This window comes from Maridesulfovibrio sp. (genome assembly GCF_963677005.1).
GTDB lineage: Bacteria > Desulfobacterota > Desulfovibrionia > Desulfovibrionales > Desulfovibrionaceae > Maridesulfovibrio.
The window spans coordinates 948,439-972,544 of record NZ_OY781616.1 but is presented as its reverse complement, the minus strand read 5'-3'; the positions used below and the strand labels follow the sequence as shown (position 1 = coordinate 972,544).

The following is a 24,106-nucleotide window of genomic DNA, read 5'->3' as shown; positions in this document are numbered from 1 at the left end:
CTGTAAAATATACAACAAAGGCATAGAAATGAGTTCATCATGCAGTTCCTGCTCTTCGTCCGGAAAGAGCGGAGATAAGAAAGCCAGTGCAGCCCAGGCGCTGCAGGACCAGCTTATCTCCACGACTCTGGAGAAGATCAAATACAAGATTTTTGTAATGAGCGGCAAAGGCGGTGTCGGCAAAAGTTCCGTGGCGGTAAACATTGCCGCTGCACTTGCAGACAAAGGCTTCAAGGTCGGCATTCTTGATGTCGATATCCACGGTCCCAGTGTTCCGCACCTGCTTGGAATAACCGGGCAGCTGGAAGTTGAAAGGGGCAATCTCGTTGTTCCCAAAAAGGTGAACGAGAATCTGCACGTGGTTTCCATGGAATCGCTGCTCAAGGACCCGGATCAGGCCGTTCTCTGGCGCGGTCCCATGAAGACTTCCGCCATTCGGCAGTTTATTTCCGATGTGCAGTGGGGCGAACTCGATTTTCTGGTTATCGACTCCCCTCCGGGCACCGGTGACGAGCCCATGACCGTGCTCAAGACCATTCCCGAATCACTTGCTGTTGTGGTTACCACCCCGCAGGAGATTTCACTTGCGGACGTACGCAAGGCCATCAACTTTCTGCAGTACGCCAAAGCGAACATAATGGGTGTGGTGGAAAATATGAGCGGACTCGTCTGCCCGCATTGTTCACAGCGCATTGACCTCTTCAAAAAGGGCGGCGGAAAGGAACTGGCCGAGAAATACGGTCTTCCTTTCCTTGGTGCTGTTCCTCTCGATCCCACAACCGTGGTTGCCGGCGACCTCGGCAAGCCGGTAGTCCTGCTGGAAGAGGATTCACCTGCCAAGGAAGCTTTCAGAGAAGTGGCCGACCGCATTGCTGAAGCCGCGGAAAGCAGTCTGGAAATCGTATCCAGCACACACACCTAGAAATCTCTGCACTCTGCCTGGGTTGACAGAACGTCCGCCCAGGCAGAGAATCATGCAGCATCAATATCGGAGGACCGCCGGTGCGGACTCCCTGTTTCGCAGAAGTACAGGTTTCAGGATGGGTTCATCCTGACTGAACGAATTTTCGACCCCGGGATATCCAATGTTCAATCTTGCCAACACGCTGACCTTAGGACGTATTTTTGCCGCCCCCGTCATAATTGTTCTGCTTTATTATCCGAACAAAATAACCATGTTTCTGGCGGCGCTGGTCTTTTTTCTGGCCTCGCTGACAGATTTTTTCGATGGCTACATCGCGCGACGCAGCAATCAGGTCACGAATCTCGGCAAGTTTCTGGACCCTCTGGCAGACAAGCTGCTGATCTGTTCCACGCTCATCATGCTGACCTATCTCGGCTACATAAGCGGTTGGATAACCGCTGTAATAGTCTGCCGCGAACTGGCTGTTACAGGCCTGCGAGCCATTGCCGTGGACATGGGATTGGTTCTTGCGGCAGACAAATTCGGGAAACTGAAGACGGTCATGCAGAGTTTCGCACTGGGCCCGCTTCTGCTTCACTATCCGTATTTCGGACTGGATATGCACGGGATAGGTACGGTTATTCTTTACATAGCACTGTTTTTAACTGTATTTTCAGGTGCCAATTATATGTACAATTTGCACAAAGTCTGGTTAACTAACGAATAAATTTTATTCGTCAATTAAAACGCGGGTGAATCATGAACAGCCATGAAAAACAAAATCTAAAACTCAGGCTCAACAATTGTCTTGAGACAATCCTTGAGCTGGAGCAGGAACTCGAAAAGCTGGACATGAGCCGCAAGTTCATTGCTGAACTGGAAGTCCTCAAAGGGTTCATGAATAAAATGGAAAAAATCCAGGTAAGTGAGGATGAAGTCGAAAGAATAGAATCCGCCACGGATAATTTTTTGATGGAACTCAAGCTGCCTTTGGCTCAGGCTGAATCGGACAGAAAAATGTTCATGCGCCTGCAATAGAGGATATCCATGCTGCGAAGCAGAGTTTTACTGGGGCTGCTGGTTGTCATCAATCTTGTGCTCGTTATCCGGCTGGGACTGAGCGAGCAGGGTGTTTTCGGCTTTCTGGAACTGGATAAGAAGGTTACGGAGCTGGAAAAAAAGATCGAAGCGGCGGACAACCGTACGGTTGAACTGAGTCTTGAAATCCGGAGGTTGAAAACCGACCGGGCTTATCAGGAAAAAATTATCCGCAGCAGAATGAACTATGTCAAACAAAACGAAATACTGTACATTTTCCCGCAAACCGGGAAGGTAACCGACCAGGGAGCTGAATCAGATGCAAAGCAAGATTGAGTGGTATCAGGAAGTTCTGGCCCTTGAACCGAGCTCGAAAGTCTTTTTCCCCCTTGCTCGACTTTATGTTGAAATGGGAAGCCATGAAAAAGCAGTTACCACTTTAAGGATGGGGTTGGATCGCCATCCGGATTATCTTGAAGCCCGTTTGCTGCTTGTGGAAACCCTGACCCGTCTGGAAAGGGAATCCGAGGCAAAAGCAGCTATCGCTCCGCTGACCCGCCTTTTTTCATCGTATCCGTCTTTTTGGAAGACCTGGGGGGATTCCGTTTCCGAAGGAAATCCGGATGTAGCCGGAGCCATGGCATTTCTGTTTTCGGCACTGCACGGCTCCCCGATATCCTGGTCGGATGTAATGTCCGAAGGAATCAAGCAGCTTACAGGGGCTGCACAGTCTTCCGCATCCAAGACAAAACCTGTTGACCCTGATCTTCGCGACATATATGAAGCACAGGCTACTTTCCAACGTCCCGCTCCGGAAGCTGACGGTGAATACCTTTCCAAGGAAATAGCAGAAGCAGCGGCAAGGGCTGAATCAGATACCGATGAAGAGGATCTGACCAGTCCAGTTGTCATGAAAAGCCTCAAGACCAGAACAATGGCCGACGTTCTGGCTGCACAGGGCGACCTTGAAGGAGCCCTGGACATCTATCGCGAGCTTCTCTGTAAAGCCGATGATGGAGAAAAGGAACTACTGCTTAAATATATGGCTGAAATCTCGGAAAAAATCAGTCAGTCCAGTGGCACTGATGAGATGGATGAAGAAAGCAGGGACCCTTACAACAGGCATTCCAAGAATAAACTGATCAGCACCCTTGAACTTCTGGCCGGGCGTCTTGAAGCACGTGCCAATCGTTAATTTCATTTCAACTGTAATCAAATTTGACAAGGAGTGACGCGGTAAGCGCGGCGCCCGGATTTTAATATGAAATTAAGACACTTAGTGCGGTCTATTGCACTTTTCTCTGTCATCCTGATGCTCCTGCTCGCATCCGGATGTGAATACGGCAGTAAGGTCTGGCACGATACCCAGAACTATGTGGATCCGAATCCGGAAATAACTCTTAAAAACCCCGGAATTCAGAATCCGGATGACAACAAGCTGGCCCTTCTTTTTACCCCTGTGGATGAAAAGGTTTTGTCCCTGATTGATCTGCTTTCAACAGTAGACACCCACCCTGATGAAAACTGGTTTAAAATGGTTTTCATGCGTTACCCGTGGATAAGCGGAATAATGACCGTGGACGAGGAGGCCAATGTTCTGGTTCGGCTGCCTGAAGCCGGGATCAAGCCTTTCAAGCCCGGACCGCTGGTCGAGTATGAGGGAGACTGGTCGGAGATCAATCTTAAATCTTTTGTGAGCTATTCGGAATTCGGACCGGAGATGTATCTCTGCACACCCTTTTTCAAGGATGCCGAATTCAAAGGACTGGTTGTTATCCATTTTGACCCCAGAATCCTGCTCAATTTCTGTCCGGATCCTCAGAAGCTTATAATAATGCAGCCTGACGGTGGCGGTATCTGGAGCGGATCGGACAAGGTCGATAAAGATGCACTTCTTAAAGTCAACTGGGATTCGCTACTGGACAACAGCGTACACGGCGTCGTCAACGTAAACGGAATACGTTATGTCTGGCTGTCGCGGTACGTGGGGGATACTCAGATTCTGTATCTGACACAGGCCGTATCCAAGAAAGATGAGGACGACGGATTCCTCTTTTTTTAAATATCAGTTGGTCCTTGTTCTAAATTTTTGTTATCAAAGCTGTACATTTCCTGAAAATCGCGCACTAGGGGGACATTCCTAAGGAGGAACAATGACCCAGCAGATTACCGTAACCGAGCACCTGTTATTCCATCAGAAACAGATTCCCGGCGCAACAGGGCAATTCACTCATCTTTTCAATGAACTTGTCCTTTCAGCCAAGATTATATCCCGCGAGGTGAACAAGGCCGGGCTTGTCGATGTCCTGGGCTTTACCGGCGAGGTAAACGTTCAGGGTGAAGAAGTAAAAAAACTTGATGAATATTCCAACCGCATTCTGATTCACCGCATGGCCAGATCCGGGGTTCTCTGTGCCATGGCCTCAGAAGAAAATGCGGACATCATTGATATTCCGCACGGGCTTCCGCAAGGAAACTACATCATCATCTTCGACCCTCTGGACGGATCTTCCAATATCGATGCCAACGTCAATATCGGAACCATCTTTTCCATCTACAGACGCAAGAGTAAAGTCGGTACCCCGGTGCAGTCTTCTGATGTTCTTCAGGCTGGTTCGGAGCAGGTGGCCGCAGGATATATTCTGTACGGTTCATCGACCATGCTTGTTTTCACCACCGGCGACGGAGTTCACGGATTTACCCTCGACCCCGGCGTAGGTGAGTTTCTGCTCTCGCACCCCAACATCAAGGCCCCGGACAACGGGAAAATATACTCTGTCAACGAAGGATACTGGCCCTATTGGAGCGAGGCGACCAAAGAGGTCATCAATTATTTCAAATCAGCCGACAATATCCACAACCAGCCTTACAGCCTGCGGTATATCGGCTCCCTTGTTGCCGACTTTCATCGCAATATGATTTACGGCGGAGTATTCATGTATCCTGCCGATCATCGCGATCCTTCCAAACCGCGCGGCAAACTCCGGCTCATGTGCGAGGCTGCTCCCATGGCCATGCTCATAGAACAGGCCGGTGGACGTGCAACAGACGGGCAGAAACGGATTCTTGATATTGTACCGGACCATCTGCACCAGCGGGTCCCGCTATTCATCGGCTCCAGACATGAGGTGGAGACGATTGCAAGGATATACAGGGAGAACGAAGGCTGATGCTCTGCCTCGGAATTGAAAGTTCCTGTGATGAAACCGGGCTGGCACTGGTACGTGACGGCGAATTGATAGGGGAGCAACTCTCCTCGCAAATTGACATTCACGCAGTTTTCGGAGGTGTGGTCCCGGAAATAGCATCCCGTGAACACCTGCGCATGCTCCCGGTCCTGTTTGATGAATTGCTTCGCAGTTGTGACGTGACCATGAAGGATGTGGATGTGGTTTCCGTTGCAAGGGGGCCAGGACTTCAGGGCTGTCTTCTTATGGGACTGAATTTTGCCAAAGGGTTGGCGCTGGCAAGCGGCACCAGGCTGGTAGGAGTCAATCATCTCTGGGCTCATCTCACCGCTCCGGGACTGGAGCAGAAGTTGGAATTTCCTTCACTCGGACTACTCGTTTCCGGGGGACACACTCACATATATCTGATTGAAAGCCCGACAGAATTCACATTACTTGGACGTACTCTGGACGATGCAGCAGGGGAAGCCTTCGACAAGACTGCAAAATCCTTGAACCTGCCGTATCCGGGCGGAAAGCTGGTTGACGAGTTCGGGAGCAGGGGGACAGTTGACAAAAAAATGTTCCCGACTCCGTATGTCAATAACGACAATCTCGATTTCAGTTTCAGCGGGCTCAAGACTGCGGTAGCAACCTATGTCAACCAGCACCCAGAACTTCGTCTTTCCAATATGGGGTTGCCGGAAGAAGGTTCCGAACCTGCCGACATAACGACAATGCGGAACAATATGCTGGCCTCCTTCAATTATGTAGTAGGCAAAGCTCTGGCGATAAAAGTTGAAAGAGCTCTTGAACGGAACAGAAATGTGCGTTCGCTGATTGTTGCAGGAGGAGTTGCCGCAAACTCCGTGGTACGCAGCGTGATGGCGGATGTTGCAAGGAGATTCAAGCTTCCGCTGGTTTTGCCATCGATGCACCTTTGTACCGATAACGGTGCTATGATAGCTTATTCCGGATACCTGATTGCCAGTGCCGGATACAGGCATGAACTGGATCTTGACGCGATCCCGCGCGGACGAGTGGTCCCTGCGGACTGGGTCTGTGACTGTCGCTGAAAAAAACTTGGTATTGCCATTAATATCAAGGAAAGTTAAAATCTATCCGAGAATTATATAACTATCCGGTATGTCTTGACACCGAGGCAGGCGATACTTATTTTTGTACACTGAAATGCAGTTGCTTCAGCTGCTGTTCGTGAAAAAACAAGAATGGGCCTTTTGAAAAAGGCACACCAACCTGAATACTGTAACAAGGAGAAAATCATGGCTTTGCAGGTATCAGATTCCAATTTTCAAGAAGAAGTTCTCAATTCCGACAAGCCGGTTCTGGTTGATTTCTGGGCACCGTGGTGCGGTCCCTGTAGGGCTATGGGTCCTGTCATTGATGAGCTCTCCGAGGAGTATGCAGGTCAGGTGAAAATCTGCAAGATGAACGTGGATGATAACCCCACTTCCCCCGGAAAGTACGGTATCCGCGCCATCCCTACTCTCATTCTGTTCAAGAACGGTGAAGTTGTAGACCAGACCACCGGTGCAGTGTCCAAAAGCAGCATTAAGGAAATGATCAGCAGCAAGGCTCTGTAGCCTATGAATTCTTATGACGCCGTAGTCATCGGGGGCGGCCCAGCCGGTATGGCGGCCGCCCTTTATCTTGCGAGGGCAGGAGTTAAGTTTCTTGTCGTCGAAAAGCTTTCTCACGGCGGTCAGATGCTGCTAAGCGATGAATTGGAAAACTATCCCGGTTTTCCGCAGGGAATAAAAGGATATGAACTGGCAGACCGCATGGCTGAACATGTGGGGCAGTACAAATACGATCATCGTTATGCGGCTGTAGATAAAATAATTCCCGGTGGCGAATATCATGAAGTCGTCGTCGAACAAGAACACATCCGGACCAAAGTCATAATCATCGCTTCAGGCGTTTCATTCAGAAAGCTTAAAGTCCCCAATGAAGAAAAACTTCTCGGGCGCGGAGTTTCATATTGTGCCCTGTGTGACGGCAATTTTTACAGAAACAAAGTTGTGGCGGTCATAGGGGGGGGAAACTCCGCACTGGAAGAATCCATCTATCTATCCAAGCTTGTTAAAAAGATTTATCTGGTGCACCGCAGGGACCAGTTCCGGGCAGACAAGGTTTTTCGCGATAAATGTCTCGACAATCCGGTCATTGAGCCTGTACTGAATTCCGTGGTTTCCCGAATTGTAGGAGAAACCGAGGTTACAGGTATTGAATTGCAGGACACTGTCACCGGAAAATATTCGGAACTGAAAGTAGACGGGGTCTTTATCTTTGTAGGGTTCAACGCAGTGTGCGACTTTTTTCCCGAAAATCTGGCCACGGACAGATCCGGGTTCATCAAGACCACCTGTGAAATGGAATCGTCCATTCCCGGAATTTTTGCTGCCGGGGATATAAGATCCAAAAAATGCAGACAGATTGTAACTGCTGTGGGTGACGGCGCAACTGCCGCCACAGCAGCTTATGCGTATCTGGAACACAAATAATGCGAATCAGAATTTTATCATTTCTAGTTGTATTCATACTTCTTTTTTGTGTCAGCGGTTGCGGTATAATAGACTATTATTTCCTTCCCAAACCGGAAGACACTGCTCAGGAGCTCTACGAGGCCGGAGTGGAGTCCATGAAGGAAAAAGACTATTATGATGCGGCAGAATATTTTGCCAAGCTCAAGGACCGCTATCCGTTCAGCCCGTATACCATCAAGGCGGAAGTAAGCCTCGGTGATGCTTATTTTCTGAACAAAAAATATTTTGACGCCTCCGAAGCATACAAGGAATTTTCCGCACTCCATCCCGGCAGCGAGGAAATACCCTATGTTCTTTTTCAGATAGGACTCAGCAACTTCAATATCTTCAGTTCAATTGACCGTCCGCAGGCCAATATAACGGAAGCGCTTGAATACTTCTACCGTGTGGAAGAAGCTTATCCTGATTCCCAATATGCAAAGGCGTCCAAGGATTACATTGTCAAATGCCGCAGGATACTTGCGGACCATGAACTGTACATAGCAGATTTTTTCTGGCGTTCTGAAAAATACGGGTCCGCCTGGAAGCGCTATGCGTATGTGGTAAGGAATTTCAAGGACCTGCCGGATGTGCAGAAATATGCAATGAAACAGGCTGAAATGTCATATTATGAATACCAGAAAACGCTATCCCAGGATGAACGGGAAAAACTGCACGGCAGTTGGAAAGAATTGTTTGACTGGTTGTAATGCGTTATGATGCGTTAATTCTAGGGCCCGGTGAATAATATTCGCCGGGTCTTTTCAATACTGAACAGGTTGGAGTTGATCATGATCGCTTTTCCGGACTGGCTTGCACAATATCAGATTGATGACACGGTGTTTGCCGAAGCCTATGAAGCTACAAAACCGCAGTTGCGCGCATGGATGAAGAAAACCATCGCGCAGGTTTACGGAATCAGTGCTCCTGATTCCCCCAGAAAGGAATGGAACGTCAGAACCTGGCCGGGAGGATTTGAGACCGAAGTGTCTGTTCGTCCGCTGGACTGGACGATTATGCTCATCGATCAGGAATCTGTTTCTCCGGTTCGGTTGCTTGCGGCTCTGGTTCCAGCTCTGGCTTCCGGGGTCAAAAACGTGCTTGTGGCCTTTGTCGGTTCCGGAGAGATAAGTGAGCCGGTATTAACCGGCTTTGAACTGGCCGGGCAGGAGGATGTGGTCTGTATTGAGCAGGAAAAACTGAGCGAACTGCTGGATTTCATGTCTGCCGCAAGTTATGCCGGTGCTGTTCTGGACCTGCGCGGCAAGGCTGAATCTTTATCGGATCACCCGGAGTTGCGGTACTGGCGTGCTCGAAAAATTTCAAGTATATGTGTCTGTAAAGATGAAGAATCGCCTGATCTTGATATCCTTGCATTCGCCCATCCTGATGTCGGGTTCATTGAAGCGGACGAGGAGTCCTATGCAGAAACTCAGGCAGATGCGGTGGTAGTTCCGGCCGAACTTGCCGGAGAGGCCCTGCTCGCGTTCAGAATAGTCCTGACCTTCGGCCAGGAGGGCTGCTGGATATGGAATGATTTCGGATACCGCTTTTTCAGACAGGAATCAGTTGTTCTGACCAACGCTGAATAACATTTACATCGCGAAGGTGTGCTGTGACCGCTAAGCCTGATTTTTCCGCCAAGGGAATCGGTAAAATTCGTAATATTGGGATTATTGCGCATATTGACGCAGGCAAGACCACCGTCACCGAGCGCATGCTTTATTTTTCCGGCAAGATTCACCGGCTGGGAGAGGTGCATGAAGGCACCGCAACCATGGACTACATGCCGGAAGAGCAGGAGCGCGGAATAACTATTACCTCCGCAGTAACCACCTGCTACTGGAAACAGAACACGGTAAACATAATAGATACCCCCGGACACGTGGACTTTACCATAGAAGTTGAAAGGTCTTTGCGCGTGCTGGACGGGGCGGTTGGTGTTTTCTGTGCTGTCGGTGGAGTTGAACCTCAGTCCGAAACCGTCTGGAGACAGAGTGAGAATTACAAGGTTCCCAAGCTGGTTTTCATCAACAAGATGGATCGGCTCGGCGCCGACTTCAACGCCGTTCTTGAATCCATGGCCGACAAGCTGGGAGTAAAATCCCTTCCTGTGCAGGTCCCGGATGGAGGGGGAGAAGAGTTCTCTGCCGTATACGACATCGTACGAATGAAAAAGCTCGTATTTGACCGGGCGGCAGACGGCGATGAATTTCAGGTTTTTGATCTTGAACCTTCCGATGAAGAATTTGTTGCCCCGTGGCGGGAACGCATGTGCGATACTCTTTCTGAAATCGATGACGAATTCATGGAAAGGTATCTTGAAGATGATATTGCGCCTGATTATATTGATGAAGTCATCCGCAAGGCTACAATTTCATTGAAGCTGGTGCCGGTTTTCGCCGGATCGGCACTTAAAAATGCGGGGATACAGCCGCTGATGGACGGGGTCTGCAGATATCTTCCGAGCCCGCTGGAAGTTCCTAAGATGTCCGGCATTGACCCGAATACCGGAGTAAAGCGGGTAATCGATCCGGTTGTTTCAGGACCTTTCCAGGCACTTGCCTTCAAGGTGCTTATGGATTCAGGGCGCAAGATGGTGCTCATGCGCATTTATTCCGGTAAAATCGAGCCGGGTGAAACCGTTAAGAATTTTACACAGAACTCGACTGAACGAATCGCGCGTCTTTTCCGGATGCACGCGGGCCGCAAAGAACGCGCAGACATCGCCGGAGTAGGTGATATCGTGGCTGTTGCCGGGCTGAAAGACGTCCGGACAGGGGATACACTTTCTACCGGCAATGAACCGCTGGTTCTGGAACAGATAGAACTGTATAAGCCTGTAATCTCACTTGCAATCGAGCCTCGAAATTCGGCTGAGTCCGAAAAACTTGAAGAGGTCCTCGGGAAATACCTTCAGGAAGACCCGACCCTCACACTCCAGACTGATGAGGAAACCGGACAGATCATCCTCTCCGGAATGGGTGAACTGCATCTTGAAGTTGTGCTGGATAGGTTGCGCAGAGAATACGGGCTTGATCCGCGAGCCGGAAAACCGCAGGTTGTCTATCAGGAAATTCCGGGCAAGGAGGCCGAATCTGAATATGAATTCGACCGGTTGCTTGGTGATGACAAGCATTACGGATTTGTCCGTTTGAGTGTTGAGCCGATGGAAAGGGGAGCCGGGCGCTCGGTTGTTTTTGCAATCGACACGAATGAATGGCCTTCCGACTGGATGGACGCGGTTGCGGAAGGAATAAGCGATGGCCTGCAGAGCGGCGTGATAAAGGGCTTTCCTGTCCAGGATATCAAGGTCAGGGTGCTGGAAATGCGCAGACGGGAAGGGGAATCCAGCGTCCCCGGGTACCACATGGCAGCCGGCAGGGCTCTTAAAAACGCGCTGGCGGTCTCGGAGCCGAAGCTTATGGAACCGATAATGGATGTTGAAATATCCGTTCCCGATGAATTTGTCGGCGATGTGATCGGCCTGCTCGGTTCCAAGGGAGCGCGCATTGAAAATATGCTTGACCGCAACAGCCAGAAAATAGTTCAGGCTCTGTCACCGCTTCGGAGCATGTTCGGATTTTCAACGGAGCTCAGATCGTCCACTCAGGGACGGGCCGGTTTCGTGATGAAATTTCACAGCTTTGACGTACTGAGTTGATTTCAGGCTGTTTTTACCGTGCTATGACTGACCAACTGGTCTGGTTAACGTCTTTATTAAAATACTGCTGGCGGCATACACAGATAAAAATATTTGATAAGAGAAAGCAATGGCCAAAGAATACAGTAGAATGGAGAAGCTCAAACGTCTTCTCAAATTATATTATCTGAAAATAATGCGCATCAACGCATCTCCTCATTATATAGCGATGGGCGTCGGTTGCGGAGTTTTCGGCGGGTGTTTTCCGGTGATTCCAGGACTGCCGCTGCAGACTGTTATCGCTGTTGCCTGCGCTTTTATTACCAGAAGCAGCAAGATTGCCGCAGCTATCGCTACTTGGATATCCAACCCGTTCAACTGGCTGCTTTTTTATTACGTACAGTACAAGATAGGCAGTTTTCTGCTGCCGCTTGAAGTAAAGTTCGATCCTGCGTCATGGCAGGTTACGGATTTCATGAGCATAGGATGGCAGGGGCTTGCCATTCTTATCTTCGGCGGTTTCATTCTCGGAATCCCTTTAGGAATCATATCGTATTTTCTGGCCCTTCATTTTGTCCGGCGACACCGTAAACGCAAGGCCCTCAGAATGTTAGCGAGACGTAAGGTGTTGTAATTAAGACCTTTATTTTAATTTGTCAGTGTATCTCTGAAAAGATCGATTAAAAAGAAAAGACCCTGTATAATTTAGAGGGTCTTTTTTTTATAACTCAGTGAGTGATAATTCTTGAAAGAAATTAATTAACTGTTTAAAAATAAATATGTTTGCCAGCTAATTAAATACGATGGGAGTTTCCGTATGTCTGATGATATGACGACTCAAGTGTTCAAGGAAGAAGCCTATGAACTGCTTGGAGAATTAGAAACTTCATTGCTTGAATTGGAGGAAGTTCCTGATGATATGGACCTGATTAACAGGGTTTTCAGAGCTCTGCACACAATCAAAGGGTCCGGCTCCATGTTCGGCTTTGAGGCTATTGCAGAATTCACACACGAAGTCGAAACCGTATTCGATAAGGTCAGAAACGGAGAACTTTCCATTACCAAGGAATTGCTTACCCTGGCTCTTTCTTCACGCGACCATATTTATTCCATGCTTGAATCTGCTTCCGGAACCGGTGACCCGGCTGTGGGAAGCGAAATATTGGATGGGCTCAAGGATTATGCGGCAGGAACACAGGCAGATAAGCCGCAGGAAGAAGCCGTTGAGGTGCCTGAAGCAGTTGTTACAGATATTCCGCAGGAGCAGGATAACTCGGAACCGGACAAACTTTATCAGATCAGTATTACACCGGATTCAGGCAGCGAGGTGCAGGGTGAGGACTTAAGCTCCCTCATGCAGGAGCTTGCCAATATAGGGCATGTTCGTTCGGAAATATTCCATTCCGGCAAAGAAGGCGAAACAGGCGGAAAGTGGTGGGACGTAATCTTTGAAAGTCCCGTGGACAGTCTTTCCATTGAAGAGATTTTCTTTTTTACCGATGTTCCCATATCTGTAAAAGTACGCGAAATTGCCAAGGAAGACTTCGAAGAGGATCTCTTCGATCAGGGACTTGATGACGGAGAAGAGTCCGAAACGCCGCAAGGCAAGAAGCTCGGCGAAATACTCGTTGAGCGTGGAGATGTCCACGAAGAAGCTCTTTCACAGGTTCTGGCCGACCAGAAACCGTCCGGCGAAGATTCAGCCGACCACAAGCCGATCGGGGAACTGCTTTCCGAAAAAGGCATAGTCAGTAAAGACAAGGTCAACAGTGCTCTGGCGGAGCAGGCCGCGACCAAGGAATTCAAGTCTGCCCGGAAAAAGACCGAAGTTTCATCTTCAATCAGGGTTTCTGCCGAAAAACTGGATTATCTTGTGGATCTGGTCGGAGAGCTTGTCATTGTTCAGGCTCAGATAAGTCAGGTTGTGGGAGAAAGGGGAGATTCTTCTCTGGTTGCGCTTTCCGAGGAACTGGAGCGGCTTTCCGATGAACTGCGCGACAGCACGCTCGGAATCAGGATGCTGCCCATCGGAACGACCTTCAGCAAATTCAGACGGCTTGTGCGCGATCTTTCCGAAGACCTTGGTAAAAAGATTGATTTGCAGACAAACGGCGCTGAAACCGAATTGGACAAGACCGTAATCGAACGTCTCAGTGATCCTCTGGTACACCTTCTCAGAAATTCCATAGACCACGGAATAGAAACTCCGGACGAACGTCAGGCCAAAGGCAAATCCGGACGGGGAACAATTACGCTCACTGCGGAACATTCCGGCGGCGACGTAATGATCTTAATAGAAGATGACGGCAAGGGCATGTCCCCGGATGCCATCCGGGCAAAGGCAGTGGAAAAGGGATTGATTTCACCTGATTCCGAGCTTTCTCCCAAGGAACTTTACAACCTTATTTTCGAGCCGGGATTTTCCACGGCCAAGAGCGTGACCAATGTTTCCGGCAGGGGAGTCGGCATGGACGTGGTAAAACGCGCCATAGACTCACTTAGAGGCAGTATAGATATTGACAGCAAGGAAGGTAAAGGTACAGTAATAACTATAAGACTGCCTCTTACTCTGGCTATAATCGACGGACTGCAGGTCCGGGTGGAAGACGGATACTACGTAATTCCCCTTTCTCTTGTTGAAGAGTGTGTGGAGCTTACCCGCAAGGATGTGGAAGATGCCAACGGACAGCAGTTTGTAAATCTTCGCGGTGAGATCGTTCCCTATATACGCATCCGTGAATGGTTTGAAATCGAAGGAGAATCCCCGGCTATTGAACAGATAGTCATAACGGGACTGGAAGGGAACAGAGTCGGTGTTGTTGTGGACACGGTCATAGGCGAGCACCAGACAGTTATCAAAAGTCTTGGTCGGGTGTACCGCGATGTCGAGGGCATTTCAGGTGCCACCATCAAGGGAGATGGAACTTTAGCCCTCATTCTTGATATACCGAAGTTATTTCGCACTGTTCTGGCCGAAATCAAGGCCGCAAGTTAGATACGATTAGCAGGAACGTCGACATGGATAAGCAGATACAGGCTGTAACCGCTACTCCGCGAATGACTGATGCTGATTTCAGAAAATTCAGCGATCTGATCAAAGGAGAATTCGGCATTAAAATGCCGCTTTCCAAAAAGACCATGCTGGAGGCCCGGCTGCAGAAAAGACTGCGGGCTCTGGAGTTGTGCTCCCACTCGCATTATTGTGACTACCTTTTCAGTCCCGGTGGATTCGAAAAGGAGCTTACTCATCTTATAGATGTGGTGACGACAAACACCACCGATTTTTTTCGTGAACCGAAACATTTCGAGCTGATGCTCAGCACAATTCTTCCGGATCTTGCCAGAAGAGTGAATCGACCCTTGAAGGTCTGGTCGGCAGGGTGTTCAAGCGGGGAAGAGCCCTACACACTGGCCATCGTGCTGAGTGAATTCGAAAGAAACAATAAGAATTTCAATTTTTCAGTTCTCGCCACCGATATATCTACGGAAATTTTGCGTAAGGCCATGAATGCGGTCTACCCCATGAGCAAAGTCGAAGTTATCCCCATGGCGATGAAAAAGAAATATCTTCTCAAGAGCAAGGACAAAGCCAAGCCTTTGGTGAGAGTTGCTCCGGAGTTGCGCAAAAAGGTGGATTTCCGAAGACTCAATTTCATGGAACCGTTTCCGTTCAAGGATCAGAAAGATATAATTTTCTGCCGCAACGTAGTCATTTACTTTGACAGGGCTACGCAGGAAAAACTGTTCAATCAGTTCTGCAAGCATCTTCATACGGGCGGTTACCTGTTCATTGGCCATTCTGAAAGTATTTCGGGCATGGACCTTCCCGTGAAGCAGATCGCCCCCACTGTTTATCAAAAGGTTTAACCAGATGAAAAAGTACAAGGTGCTGATTGTTGACGACTCCGCACTGGTGCGTCAAACCCTCCAGAAATTGTTTGAAACAGATCCTGCCATACAGATAGTGGGCAGTGCCGGTGATCCGTTTGCTGCTGCAGAGATCATGAAAAAAATTGTTCCCGATGTAATCACTCTGGACATAGAAATGCCCAGAATGGACGGCCTGACATTTTTACGGAAATTAATGACCCAGCATCCCATTCCGGTGGTCATCTGCTCGACGCTGACTGAAAAGGGATCGGAATGCTATATGAAGGCCCTTGAATACGGAGCTGTGGATGTGATTACCAAACCTAAAATCGGTACCAAACAGTTTTTCGAGGAATCAAGCATAAGGGTTTGCGATGTTGTAAAGGCGGCTGCTTTGACCAGGCCCAGAAAACTTTCCGCACGTCCCATGACGATACAGCCCAAACTCAATGCGGATGCAGTCCTGCCACCTTCCCGTCCGGGCGTAACACTGCAGACCACGGAAAAAGTGGTGCTCGTAGGCGCTTCTACAGGAGGGACAGAGGCCATACAGAGTTTTCTGACCCGCATGCCGCGCGACTGTCCGGGTATTGCCATTGTGCAGCATATGCCGGAAAAATTCACCGCAGCATTTGCTTCCAGGCTTAATACCCTGTGTCAGATCACGGTAAAAGAAGCTGCCGATGGGGACAGTATACTTCGGGGGCAGGCTTTGATAGCTCCGGGCAATAAACATATGCTGATCAAACGTTCCGGAGCACGTTATTACGTGGAAATCAAGGATGGACCGCTGGTCAGCCGACACAGGCCGTCAGTGGATGTCCTGTTCAGATCCGGCGCAGCAAGTGCAGGCAAGAACGCGGTTGCCGTAATCATGACCGGCATGGGCGATGACGGAGCAAAGGGAATGAAGGAGCTTCATGAAACCGGAACGTACACCATTGCTCAGGACGAATCGTCCTGCGTGGTTTTCGGTATGCCGCAGGAAGCCATCAAGACAGGGGGCGTCGACAAGATCGTTTCCCTGAACAATATTCCCGGAGAAGTGCTTTCCCGCACCAGATAAAGTTATCCGGAAGACTGCTGCAGTCTTCCGGATTTTTTAATTTCCGGCGAGTTACTTGTTGCCCTTGTTGTGGCGGTGCAGAACAACGTTTACTTCATCTGTCGTAACCAGCCCTTCAGTCACATTCTCGTGCAGAAAAGCCATAAATTTTTCAATTTTCTCCGAAGAATCAATAATCTCGATTATCAACGGCAGGTCTTCGGACAGACGCAGTATGGAAGTTGTGCGCACCTGGCTGTTTTCCCCGTACCCCATCACTCCGCGATATACTGAAGCCCCGGACAATCCCTGATTTCGGGCTTCCTCCACAATCACTTCATAAAGCGGACGATGCTTGATACGGTTTTCTTCGCCTGTATAAATTTTGAGTCTAATTGCATTCTCGGATAAGGTCATAGAAAATCTCCATTCAGGTGATCGGTTATCAGGCTACAATGAATCGGCCGAGAGCCAGTCCGGCAAGCACGCAAAGCAGGCCGACAACCGTCTGTCCGCCTACATTGAGAACCAGCATGGGCCAGTTGCCGGATTTAAGCAGGGTAGAGGTTTCGAACATGTAGGTTGAAAAGGTTGTGAATGCGCCCATGAATCCGGTAAGTATCATCAGACGCATTTCCGGAGGCAGCCCCAGCCGATCCTCAAAAAGACCGGTCACAAGCCCGAAAAGAAGACAGCCGATCATGTTCACTGCGCATGTTCCTACGGGGAAGGAAGTCTCAATCATCTTCTGTGCAGCCCCGGAAACAAAATAACGGCAGAGTGTTCCTGCAGCCCCGCCCGCGGCTATGAAAAAATATTTCTGCATACTACTGTCCTTTGAAATCAAAATGTCCACAAAAAGCATTACCACTTCAAACCAAGAGAGAAAAGGGAAATGGCACTGGAAACAGAACTCAAGTACCTGAATACCGAACATGATAAAATACGCTCCATTATGGCTGCCGGTGGCGGCATTAAACTGACCAGGCATTATGAGCGCAATGTTGTTCTGGATGATCCCGGCAGAAGCCTCTACAAACGTTCGGCTCTTCTCCGGGTCCGGCAGGCGGATAAAATCACCATGACCGTCAAGCGGATACCTGCGGATATCAGAAACGGAAAGGCCAAAGTTTATGTGGAGCACGAAACCGAAGTCTCAGATTTCACAGAAACAATCTCCGCGTTGCAGGTTCTGGGGTATCTGCCCGTATTCAGATATGAGAAGATTCGCGAGGAATGGGAGTTTGCCGATTGCAGGATATGTCTGGACCTGCTTCCATTTGGCTCGTTTGTTGAAATAGAAGGGGAGGAAGACAAAATACTGGCATGCGCGAAAATTCTGGAACTGCTACCGGAGAACTCATCCCGGAAGACGTATCATGAACTGAATAGGGAATACCGTTTGTCCGCAGGATTGCCGCAAGATGAAAATTTTGTGTTCACGGAAGAAGAAGTTGAAGTATTACTTTAAATAAGGCCGTTTTTAATCAATTATTGGACACTTGCCCGGCAAAAACAGACAAATCGGCCTCGACAGAGGAGAAAATTGATCTTATCTTTGATCAAGGCTAACCTAATAAAAAATAACAATTTTGAAATATGCCCGATTATAAAGAAGAATTTGAATCTGACATTCTGCTGGACGATGAACTTAAAGAACCCAGGAAGTATCGCGTTCTGCTTCATAACGATGATTATACTTCCATGGAATTCGTTGTTGCTGTCCTGATGCAGGTTTTCAGAAAAACAGAAGAGGAATCCACGGAAATCATGCTCAAGGTCCATAATGACGGAGTGGGCGTTTGTGGAGTTTATACGGCAGAAGTTGCTGAAACACGCGTTGAAATGGTCAGACAGCTTGCCAAGCAGGCAGGCTATCCGCTGAAATGCACAATCGAAGAGGTCTAGTATGCTCAGCAAAGCATTGGAAAAGGCACTGACTTCTGCGGTTAATGAGGTCAGGCTCAGGAACCACGAATTTCTTACCCTCGAACACCTGCTCTACGCCATCATTCAGGAAGAAGTGGGCGCGGATATCATATCCGGGTGCGGTGCCGAGGTCAGCAAACTTAAAAGCCAGCTCGAAAGATTCTTTGACGAGAACCTTGATCCGCTGCCCAGCGGTGTGGATTCGGAAGTTATCCAGACCCTAGGAGTCCGGCGTGTTCTGCAGAGAGCCATCTGGCAGAAAAAGGCGGCCGGAAAGGATGTTGTGGAAGTCGGGGACGTCATTGCGGCTATGTTTGAGGAAGAGGATTCCTACGCGGTCTATTTTCTCAAGACTCACGATATTTCCCGACTGGATATTCTGGAATATATTTCACATGCAGCAAATGAAAATGATTGGGCCGAGGGTCTGGATATAAGTCCCAGCCCACGAACCGGAACAGGTCCTCAGGGTGCTCCGTCCGATGCCGGCCAGCCCGGCAGGGACGAAAAGAAGTCGCCACTTCAGGAATTCACCACCAATCTGACCCAGAAAGCCAAAGACGGCAAAATAGACCCGCTCATAGGCAGGGATAACGAGATTGAACGCACTCTGCAGGTCCTGGCCCGCAGACGCAAAAACAATCCGATTTTCGTCGGCGATCCCGGTGTGGGTAAAACCGCCATGGCCGAAGGACTGGCTCTGGCAATTGCCGAGGGCAATGTTCCGGCATCCTTTGAGGAAAACGAAGTCTACGCTCTGGACATGGGTGCGCTTCTGGCCGGGACAAAATACCGCGGCGACTTTGAATCAAGGCTCAAAGGTGTGCTGGCCCAGTTGAAGCACAAAGAAGGTGCCATACTTTTTGTAGACGAAATTCATACTATCGTAGGAGCCGGGGCGGTCAGCGGCGGTTCCATGGATGCCTCCAACATTCTGAAGCCTTTCCTTGCTTCCGGTGAAATCCGGTGCATCGGCGCCACTACCTACGAAGAGTACAAGAATCATTTTGAAAAAGACCGGGCTCTTTCCCGTAGGTTCCAGAAAATAGACATAACCGAGCCTACCGTGGACGAGACCATTGAGATCCTCAAAGGACTCAAGCCGTATTACGAAGAACATCACAAGGTTGTGTATTCGCCTTCCGCAATCAAGGCTGCGGCGGAACTTTCCGCCCGCCATATCAATGAACGTTTTCTGCCGGACAAGGCCATAGACGTTATTGACGAGGCCGGCGCCTTCTACGGGCTCAGCCAGCGCAAGCGCAAGGGGGATCGCATTCTTGTTTCCGATGTTGAAAAGGTCATTTCGAAAATGGCCCGCATTCCGACACGGCGGATCACCATGTCCGACCGCAGCAGACTGCAGGAACTGGATTCCAATCTCAAATCGGTGGTTTTCGGGCAGGACGAAGCTGTCGATATCATTACTAAGGCAATCCTGCGTTCCCGCGCAGGCATGAAACAGGTGGGAAGACCGACAGGGTCATTTCTGCTCACCGGGCCAACCGGGGTCGGCAAGACTGAGCTGGCCAGACAGCTGGCAGGGACCATGGGCGTGCATTTCATGCGTTTCGATATGAGTGAATACATGGAAAAACACGCTGTCGCACGGCTGATCGGAGCCCCTCCGGGATACGTAGGATTCGATCAGGGCGGCCTGCTAACGGAAGGAGTCCGCAAGAACCCGCACTGCGTCATCCTTTTTGACGAAATAGAAAAGGCCCATCCGGATGTTTTCAACATACTCCTGCAGGTCATGGATTATGCCACACTGACAGACAACAACGGCCGCAAAGCCGATTTCCGTCATGTGGTACTGCTCATGACATCCAACGCCGGAGCCAGGGAAATGGCCAAGGGCGGAATCGGGTTCGGTTCCGAGGTAAGGGGCGGAGAAGACAAGGACCGCGGAATTAAAGCTGTGGAAAAAATCTTCAGTCCGGAATTCCGCAACAGGCTTGATGCCATTGTGCCTTTCAATTCCCTGAAAATCGATATCATGGAAATGATCGTCGACAAGTTCATCAAGGAGCTTAACGGCCAGTTGCTGGATAACAGGGTTTCTGTTGAGCTGGATAAAAAAGCGCGCCGCTGGCTGGCCGAGAAAGGTCACGATCCGGCCTACGGAGCCCGACCCATGGCAAGACTTATCCAGACGTCCATCAAGGATGAAATTGCCGATGAAATTCTGTTCGGCAAACTTGTCAAGGGAGGAACGGTCTCCGTTTCCACCAGTAAGGACAAGAAGAGCGAAGAAGAAGTGCTGAGTTTCAAGTTCAAGACTTCTTAAGTACATAAAACTTAACTGTCCGGAGGGATTCAAGCATATTGATGCTTACCCTCCGGATTTATTTTTTTAGAATGGAGGCAGATTTACATACCTGCGTGCATCAATGGATGAAAATTAACCTGACACCTGATATGATATTACATTGAATCGCGATTTGAACTCCGGATTCAGGTGTGTTCGCAACGATACGTTGTCGCAGGACTTCTGGCGTTATAAAGGAATTCTATGGTAGTTTACAGATTGATAGAAGAACCCGTTTTTCCGCATCCCGATGAGGCTGAACCGGACGGACTGCTGGCTGTCGGCGGTGATTTGAGTCCAGAGAGACTGCTTTCGGCCTACGCAGCGGGAATTTTTCCATGGTATGACGACAATTCTCCGATATTATGGTGGTCACTGAACCCCAGACTTGTTCTTTACTTCGATAAACTCCACGTCTCAAAACGGGTCCGACGCAAGATCAGAAAAAGAGAATATACAGTCACAATTGACCGCCGTTTCAAGGATGTTATCCGCAACTGTGCCGGAAAATTTCGCCCGGGCCAGGCCGGAACATGGATTGTTCCCGAAATGATCGAAGCATATGTGAAACTGCATAAACTCGGTTTCGCCCACAGTGTGGAAGTCTGGAACAGTGACGGGAAGCTTGCCGGAGGACTTTACGGAGTCTCTATAGGGCGGGTATTTTCAGGTGAATCCATGTTCTTCCTAGAGCCGGATGCATCCAAAATCGGTTTTTCCTACCTTGTACAGTTTCTAAAAAATCGGGAATTTCATTTCGTGGACTGCCAGCAGCCGACATCACATCTGAAATCTCTGGGAGCGGAAGAGATGGACCGGGATGTTTTTCTGGATCGCCTTGACGATGCAATGGAATTTTCCGCAATGCAGGGAATCTGGGACTTCGCGGAAGGTGAATACGATCTGATTACCCGGACGTTAGGGCAGTAGGGGAATTTTGATCCGCATCACCCTTTTGATTATCTGATTTCGCCGCCGGCGGCCAAAATACCTTTGGCTGCCAGAGGCGAAATATAATTATAAAAGCGCAAAACGCATCAATTGCCATCTCCATCACGAGTCTCAACCAGCGGACGATGCGCGCCGAGATTGTAGAGCCCGCGCAGGGCGAAGGGCAAATTGAAATGAGGCACCTTCTCAAAGCGGATAAGCCCGATATCCTTGCCTTCACAAATGGAAGAAAGGGGCGGAAGACCGCTCGGTACAGGGAACTCCATGGGCGCGGAAAAAATTGATTCCAGTCTTGAAGAATAATGCTCCTTGAGATACTCGACGACAATGTCGCGTTCTTCCCTGGTGAATGATTCAAGGATGATTTTGCGGTCTTTTATTTCATCAGCGACAGCATCAAGGGCAACCGGGCTGCCGAAAAGATTGTCCCATGAAAATTCGTTTTCATCTCCGTCAGGCCATTCCGGTCTGAAAAGATGTACTTCCACATCGCGGCGCCCCTTGAAACTGCGGATAACCATTGATACGGCATACCCGCGCTTTACGGGGATATCTCCGTTTTCAACCTGTATTATGGGAATCATTGCTACCTCTCGAAATAAATATTTAAAATTTTCTTGGCAAACTATTTATCGGAATTACATAACTATTTTAATCTAACAGCACAAGTCGGGATGAGAACGAAATGTCAGGTAAATTTGAGCTTGTCAGTGATTACACACTAAGGGGTGACCAGCCGGAAGCAGTGAAACAGCTGGTGGAAAACATCCGGCACGGAATTAAAGACCAGATCCTGCTTGGAGCAACAGGCACGGGTAAAACTTTTGCCATGGCCAACGTAATCAAGGAATTGAATCGTCCGACACTGGTCATGGCACCCAACAAAACTCTGGCCGCACAGCTGTTCAATGAATTCAAGGCTCTTTTCCCGCATAATGCGGTTGAATATTTCGTAAGTTATTATGATTACTACCAACCTGAAGCCTACCTTCCGCATTCGGACACATATATTGAAAAAGATTCGTCCATAAACGACGACATAGATAAACTGCGCCATTCCGCCACCCACGCTCTGCTGACCAGACGCGACGTACTGATCGTGGCCTCGGTATCCTGTATTTACGGTCTCGGTTCGCCGGAATTTTATGCCCGCATGATTATTCCGGTGGAAGAAGGGCAGGAAATGTCCATGGAAAAACTCATGGACCGACTCATCGAGGTTCAATACGAACGCAACGATTATGATTTCCATCGCGGAACTTTCCGGGTCAGGGGCGACGTAATCGAAATCATACCGGCGTACAGCCGCGAGCAGGCCCTGCGCATAGAGTTTTTCGGGGACGAAATTGAATCCATTCTCGAAACCGATCCGTTGACCGGAGAAATTACCGGCCGCAGACGCAAAACAGTCATCTACCCGGCCAGTCACTTTGTTTCCGACAAGGACAACCTTGAGCGGGCGCGCGAGGATATCCGCACGGAGCTTGCGGAAACCCTGAGTACGTTCAAAAAGGACAACAAAATCCTTGAAGCCCAGCGCCTTGAACAACGCACCATGTATGATCTGGAGATGATCGAGGAGATCGGCTACTGCAACGGTATTGAAAACTACTCCCGCCATCTGGACGGACGTAAGGAGGGGGAACCTCCGGCCACGCTGATCCATTATTTCCCCGAAGATTTTCTGCTGTTCATGGATGAATCGCATATTGCGGTGCCGCAGGTTGGCGGTATGTACAACGGAGACCGTTCCCGCAAGACCACGCTGGTGAATTTCGGTTTTCGTCTGCCGTCAGCCCTTGATAACCGGCCGCTTTGCTTTGAGGAATTCCTCGACAAAATCGGACAGACCGTCTATGTCTCGGCAACTCCCGGCCCGTGGGAAATGGAACGGGCTCAGGGGCTGGTTGTAGAGCAGATTATCCGGCCTACCGGGCTGCTTGACCCTGAAGTCGAAATACGTCCGGTCAAGGGACAGATGGACGACCTGCTGGCAGAATGCAAGGAACGCGAAAAACGCAATGAGCGTGTCCTGATCACCACCCTGACCAAGCGGATGTCCGAAGACCTGACCGAGTATTTCAATCAGATGGGTGTAAAGGCCAAATACCTGCACTCGGATATTGATACCATGGAACGGATGGCCGTAATCCAATCCTTGCGTGCGGGTGAGTTCGTTGCGCTTATCGGCATAAACCTGCTCCGGGAAGGACTTGATATTCCGGAAGTATCCCTCGTGGCGATACTTGATGCGGACAAGGAAGGATTCCTGAGGTCAACGCGCTCGCTGATCCAGACCTTCGGCCGCGCGGCCCGAAATTCGGAAGGACGGGTAATCCTTTATGCCGATGCGGTTACGCAATCCATGCGCACGGCCATGGACGAGACTTCCCGCCGCCGCCTGAAGCAGGAAGAATACAACGAAGAGCACGGTATAATTCCCAAAACCATATCCAAATCACTGGATAATATGCTGGGAACATTATACTCTGACACGTGGTCCGGCAGCGAAGTCAAGATTGCGGCCGAGGATGTCGCCGAATACGGACTGGACCCGGCCCGGATGGAAAAAGAAGTGCGTCGTATGGAAAAGGAAATGCGAAAATTCGCCGCCGAACTGGAATTTGAAAAGGCCGCCGAACTTCGTGACCGGATTATGAAGCTGAGAGAAAAAATTATCAGCCTGGGCTGAAATGAATAAA

The 24,106-nt window shown here is 49.4% G+C and carries 25 protein-coding genes; 22 read left to right on the top strand and 3 right to left on the bottom strand.

All coding sequences use genetic code 11. The annotated features are described in order from the left end of the window. The first annotated feature begins 28 nt into the window (after positions 1-28). The 17 genes from ACKU4E_RS04450 to ACKU4E_RS04370 all read left to right on the top strand — a co-directional run bounded on the left by ACKU4E_RS04450 (position 29) and on the right by ACKU4E_RS04370 (position 16,234). Complete coding sequence (locus ACKU4E_RS04450; protein ID WP_320169879.1) at positions 29-922, top strand: Mrp/NBP35 family ATP-binding protein; 894 nt, start codon at positions 29-31, stop codon at positions 920-922. A gap of 163 nt (positions 923-1,085) precedes the next feature. After that, the gene (pgsA, locus tag ACKU4E_RS04445; RefSeq protein ID WP_320169878.1) at positions 1,086-1,631 is read left to right on the top strand and encodes a CDP-diacylglycerol--glycerol-3-phosphate 3-phosphatidyltransferase; all 546 of its coding nucleotides are present in this window, start codon (positions 1,086-1,088) and stop codon (positions 1,629-1,631) included. A 32-nt stretch (positions 1,632-1,663) separates the two neighbouring features. Next, positions 1,664-1,942, top strand: coding sequence for a hypothetical protein (locus ACKU4E_RS04440; RefSeq protein ID WP_320169877.1), 279 nt, complete (start codon positions 1,664-1,666; stop codon positions 1,940-1,942). 9 nt (positions 1,943-1,951) lie between these two features. Beyond that, the gene (locus ACKU4E_RS04435) at positions 1,952-2,278 is read left to right on the top strand and encodes a septum formation initiator family protein (protein WP_320169876.1); all 327 of its coding nucleotides are present in this window, start codon (positions 1,952-1,954) and stop codon (positions 2,276-2,278) included. After that, positions 2,262-3,137, top strand: a complete 876-nt coding sequence (locus ACKU4E_RS04430; RefSeq protein ID WP_320169875.1) for a tetratricopeptide repeat protein — start codon at positions 2,262-2,264, stop codon at positions 3,135-3,137. Before ACKU4E_RS04435 ends, ACKU4E_RS04430 begins: the two co-directional genes overlap by 17 nt. Positions 3,138-3,203: 66 nt before the next feature. Then, the gene (locus tag ACKU4E_RS04425) at positions 3,204-4,004 is read left to right on the top strand and encodes a hypothetical protein (protein WP_320169874.1); all 801 of its coding nucleotides are present in this window, start codon (positions 3,204-3,206) and stop codon (positions 4,002-4,004) included. A gap of 91 nt (positions 4,005-4,095) precedes the next feature. Further along, the gene (gene fbp, locus ACKU4E_RS04420) at positions 4,096-5,112 is read left to right on the top strand and encodes a class 1 fructose-bisphosphatase (RefSeq protein ID WP_320169873.1); all 1,017 of its coding nucleotides are present in this window, start codon (positions 4,096-4,098) and stop codon (positions 5,110-5,112) included. Next, the gene (tsaD, locus tag ACKU4E_RS04415; protein WP_320169872.1) at positions 5,112-6,185 is read left to right on the top strand and encodes a tRNA (adenosine(37)-N6)-threonylcarbamoyltransferase complex transferase subunit TsaD; all 1,074 of its coding nucleotides are present in this window, start codon (positions 5,112-5,114) and stop codon (positions 6,183-6,185) included. Before fbp ends, tsaD begins: the two co-directional genes overlap by 1 nt. Before the next feature lie 207 nt (positions 6,186-6,392). Beyond that, positions 6,393-6,713, top strand: a complete 321-nt coding sequence (gene trxA, locus ACKU4E_RS04410; RefSeq protein WP_320169871.1) for a thioredoxin — start codon at positions 6,393-6,395, stop codon at positions 6,711-6,713. Positions 6,714-6,716: 3 nt separating this feature from the next. Continuing rightward, a complete protein-coding gene (trxB, locus tag ACKU4E_RS04405) occupies positions 6,717-7,634 on the top strand; it encodes a thioredoxin-disulfide reductase (protein WP_320169870.1) in 918 nt (305 codons plus the stop codon). Continuing rightward, positions 7,634-8,365: an outer membrane protein assembly factor BamD gene (locus tag ACKU4E_RS04400; RefSeq protein WP_320169869.1), complete on the top strand. Its 732-nt coding sequence runs from the start codon at positions 7,634-7,636 to the stop codon at positions 8,363-8,365. Before trxB ends, ACKU4E_RS04400 begins: the two co-directional genes overlap by 1 nt. A gap of 81 nt (positions 8,366-8,446) precedes the next feature. Next, on the top strand, positions 8,447-9,247 hold the full coding sequence (locus ACKU4E_RS04395) for a hypothetical protein (protein ID WP_320169868.1): 801 nt from the start codon (positions 8,447-8,449) through the stop codon (positions 9,245-9,247). Between the two features lie 56 nt (positions 9,248-9,303). Then, complete coding sequence (fusA, locus tag ACKU4E_RS04390; RefSeq protein ID WP_407944123.1) at positions 9,304-11,319, top strand: elongation factor G; 2,016 nt, start codon at positions 9,304-9,306, stop codon at positions 11,317-11,319. Between the two features lie 109 nt (positions 11,320-11,428). Further along, positions 11,429-11,932 carry a DUF2062 domain-containing protein gene (locus ACKU4E_RS04385; protein ID WP_320169866.1) on the top strand — a complete coding sequence of 168 codons (504 nt, stop codon included), beginning with the start codon at positions 11,429-11,431 and terminating at the stop codon, positions 11,930-11,932. A 183-nt stretch (positions 11,933-12,115) separates the two neighbouring features. After that, positions 12,116-14,293 (top strand): chemotaxis protein CheA, encoded by a 2,178-nt coding sequence (locus ACKU4E_RS04380; protein WP_320169865.1) that lies wholly within the window; start codon positions 12,116-12,118, stop codon positions 14,291-14,293. A gap of 23 nt (positions 14,294-14,316) precedes the next feature. Beyond that, complete coding sequence (locus tag ACKU4E_RS04375) at positions 14,317-15,165, top strand: protein-glutamate O-methyltransferase (protein WP_320169864.1); 849 nt, start codon at positions 14,317-14,319, stop codon at positions 15,163-15,165. Positions 15,166-15,169: 4 nt separating this feature from the next. Further along, on the top strand, positions 15,170-16,234 hold the full coding sequence (locus ACKU4E_RS04370; RefSeq protein ID WP_320169863.1) for a chemotaxis response regulator protein-glutamate methylesterase: 1,065 nt from the start codon (positions 15,170-15,172) through the stop codon (positions 16,232-16,234). A 51-nt stretch (positions 16,235-16,285) separates the two neighbouring features. Here ACKU4E_RS04370 and ACKU4E_RS04365 read toward each other — a convergent pair whose 3' ends face one another. Together ACKU4E_RS04365 and crcB are read right to left on the bottom strand one after the other, a co-directional pair. Beyond that, positions 16,286-16,630: a DUF190 domain-containing protein gene (locus tag ACKU4E_RS04365; protein ID WP_320169862.1), complete on the bottom strand. Its 345-nt coding sequence runs from the start codon at positions 16,628-16,630 to the stop codon at positions 16,286-16,288. A 28-nt stretch (positions 16,631-16,658) separates the two neighbouring features. Next, positions 16,659-17,039: a fluoride efflux transporter CrcB gene (gene crcB, locus ACKU4E_RS04360; RefSeq protein ID WP_320169861.1), complete on the bottom strand. Its 381-nt coding sequence runs from the start codon at positions 17,037-17,039 to the stop codon at positions 16,659-16,661. Positions 17,040-17,108: 69 nt separating this feature from the next. On the opposite strand from crcB, the gene ACKU4E_RS04355 reads away from it, so the two are divergent. The 4 genes from ACKU4E_RS04355 to aat all read left to right on the top strand — a co-directional run bounded on the left by ACKU4E_RS04355 (position 17,109) and on the right by aat (position 21,383). After that, positions 17,109-17,684: a class IV adenylate cyclase gene (locus ACKU4E_RS04355; protein ID WP_320169860.1), complete on the top strand. Its 576-nt coding sequence runs from the start codon at positions 17,109-17,111 to the stop codon at positions 17,682-17,684. A 128-nt stretch (positions 17,685-17,812) separates the two neighbouring features. Next, positions 17,813-18,121 carry an ATP-dependent Clp protease adapter ClpS gene (gene clpS, locus ACKU4E_RS04350; RefSeq protein ID WP_320169859.1) on the top strand — a complete coding sequence of 103 codons (309 nt, stop codon included), beginning with the start codon at positions 17,813-17,815 and terminating at the stop codon, positions 18,119-18,121. 1 nt (position 18,122) lies between these two features. Next, positions 18,123-20,432, top strand: coding sequence for an ATP-dependent Clp protease ATP-binding subunit ClpA (clpA, locus tag ACKU4E_RS04345; protein ID WP_320169858.1), 2,310 nt, complete (start codon positions 18,123-18,125; stop codon positions 20,430-20,432). Between the two features lie 225 nt (positions 20,433-20,657). Next, positions 20,658-21,383 (top strand): leucyl/phenylalanyl-tRNA--protein transferase, encoded by a 726-nt coding sequence (gene aat / locus ACKU4E_RS04340; protein ID WP_320169857.1) that lies wholly within the window; start codon positions 20,658-20,660, stop codon positions 21,381-21,383. Between the two features lie 107 nt (positions 21,384-21,490). On the opposite strand, the gene ACKU4E_RS04335 is transcribed toward aat, so the two are convergent. Next, positions 21,491-21,988, bottom strand: a complete 498-nt coding sequence (locus tag ACKU4E_RS04335; protein ID WP_320169856.1) for a hypothetical protein — start codon at positions 21,986-21,988, stop codon at positions 21,491-21,493. A gap of 101 nt (positions 21,989-22,089) precedes the next feature. On the opposite strand from ACKU4E_RS04335, the gene uvrB reads away from it, so the two are divergent. Further along, positions 22,090-24,096: an excinuclease ABC subunit UvrB gene (gene uvrB, locus ACKU4E_RS04330; RefSeq protein ID WP_320169855.1), complete on the top strand. Its 2,007-nt coding sequence runs from the start codon at positions 22,090-22,092 to the stop codon at positions 24,094-24,096. Positions 24,097-24,106 lie beyond the last annotated feature (10 nt).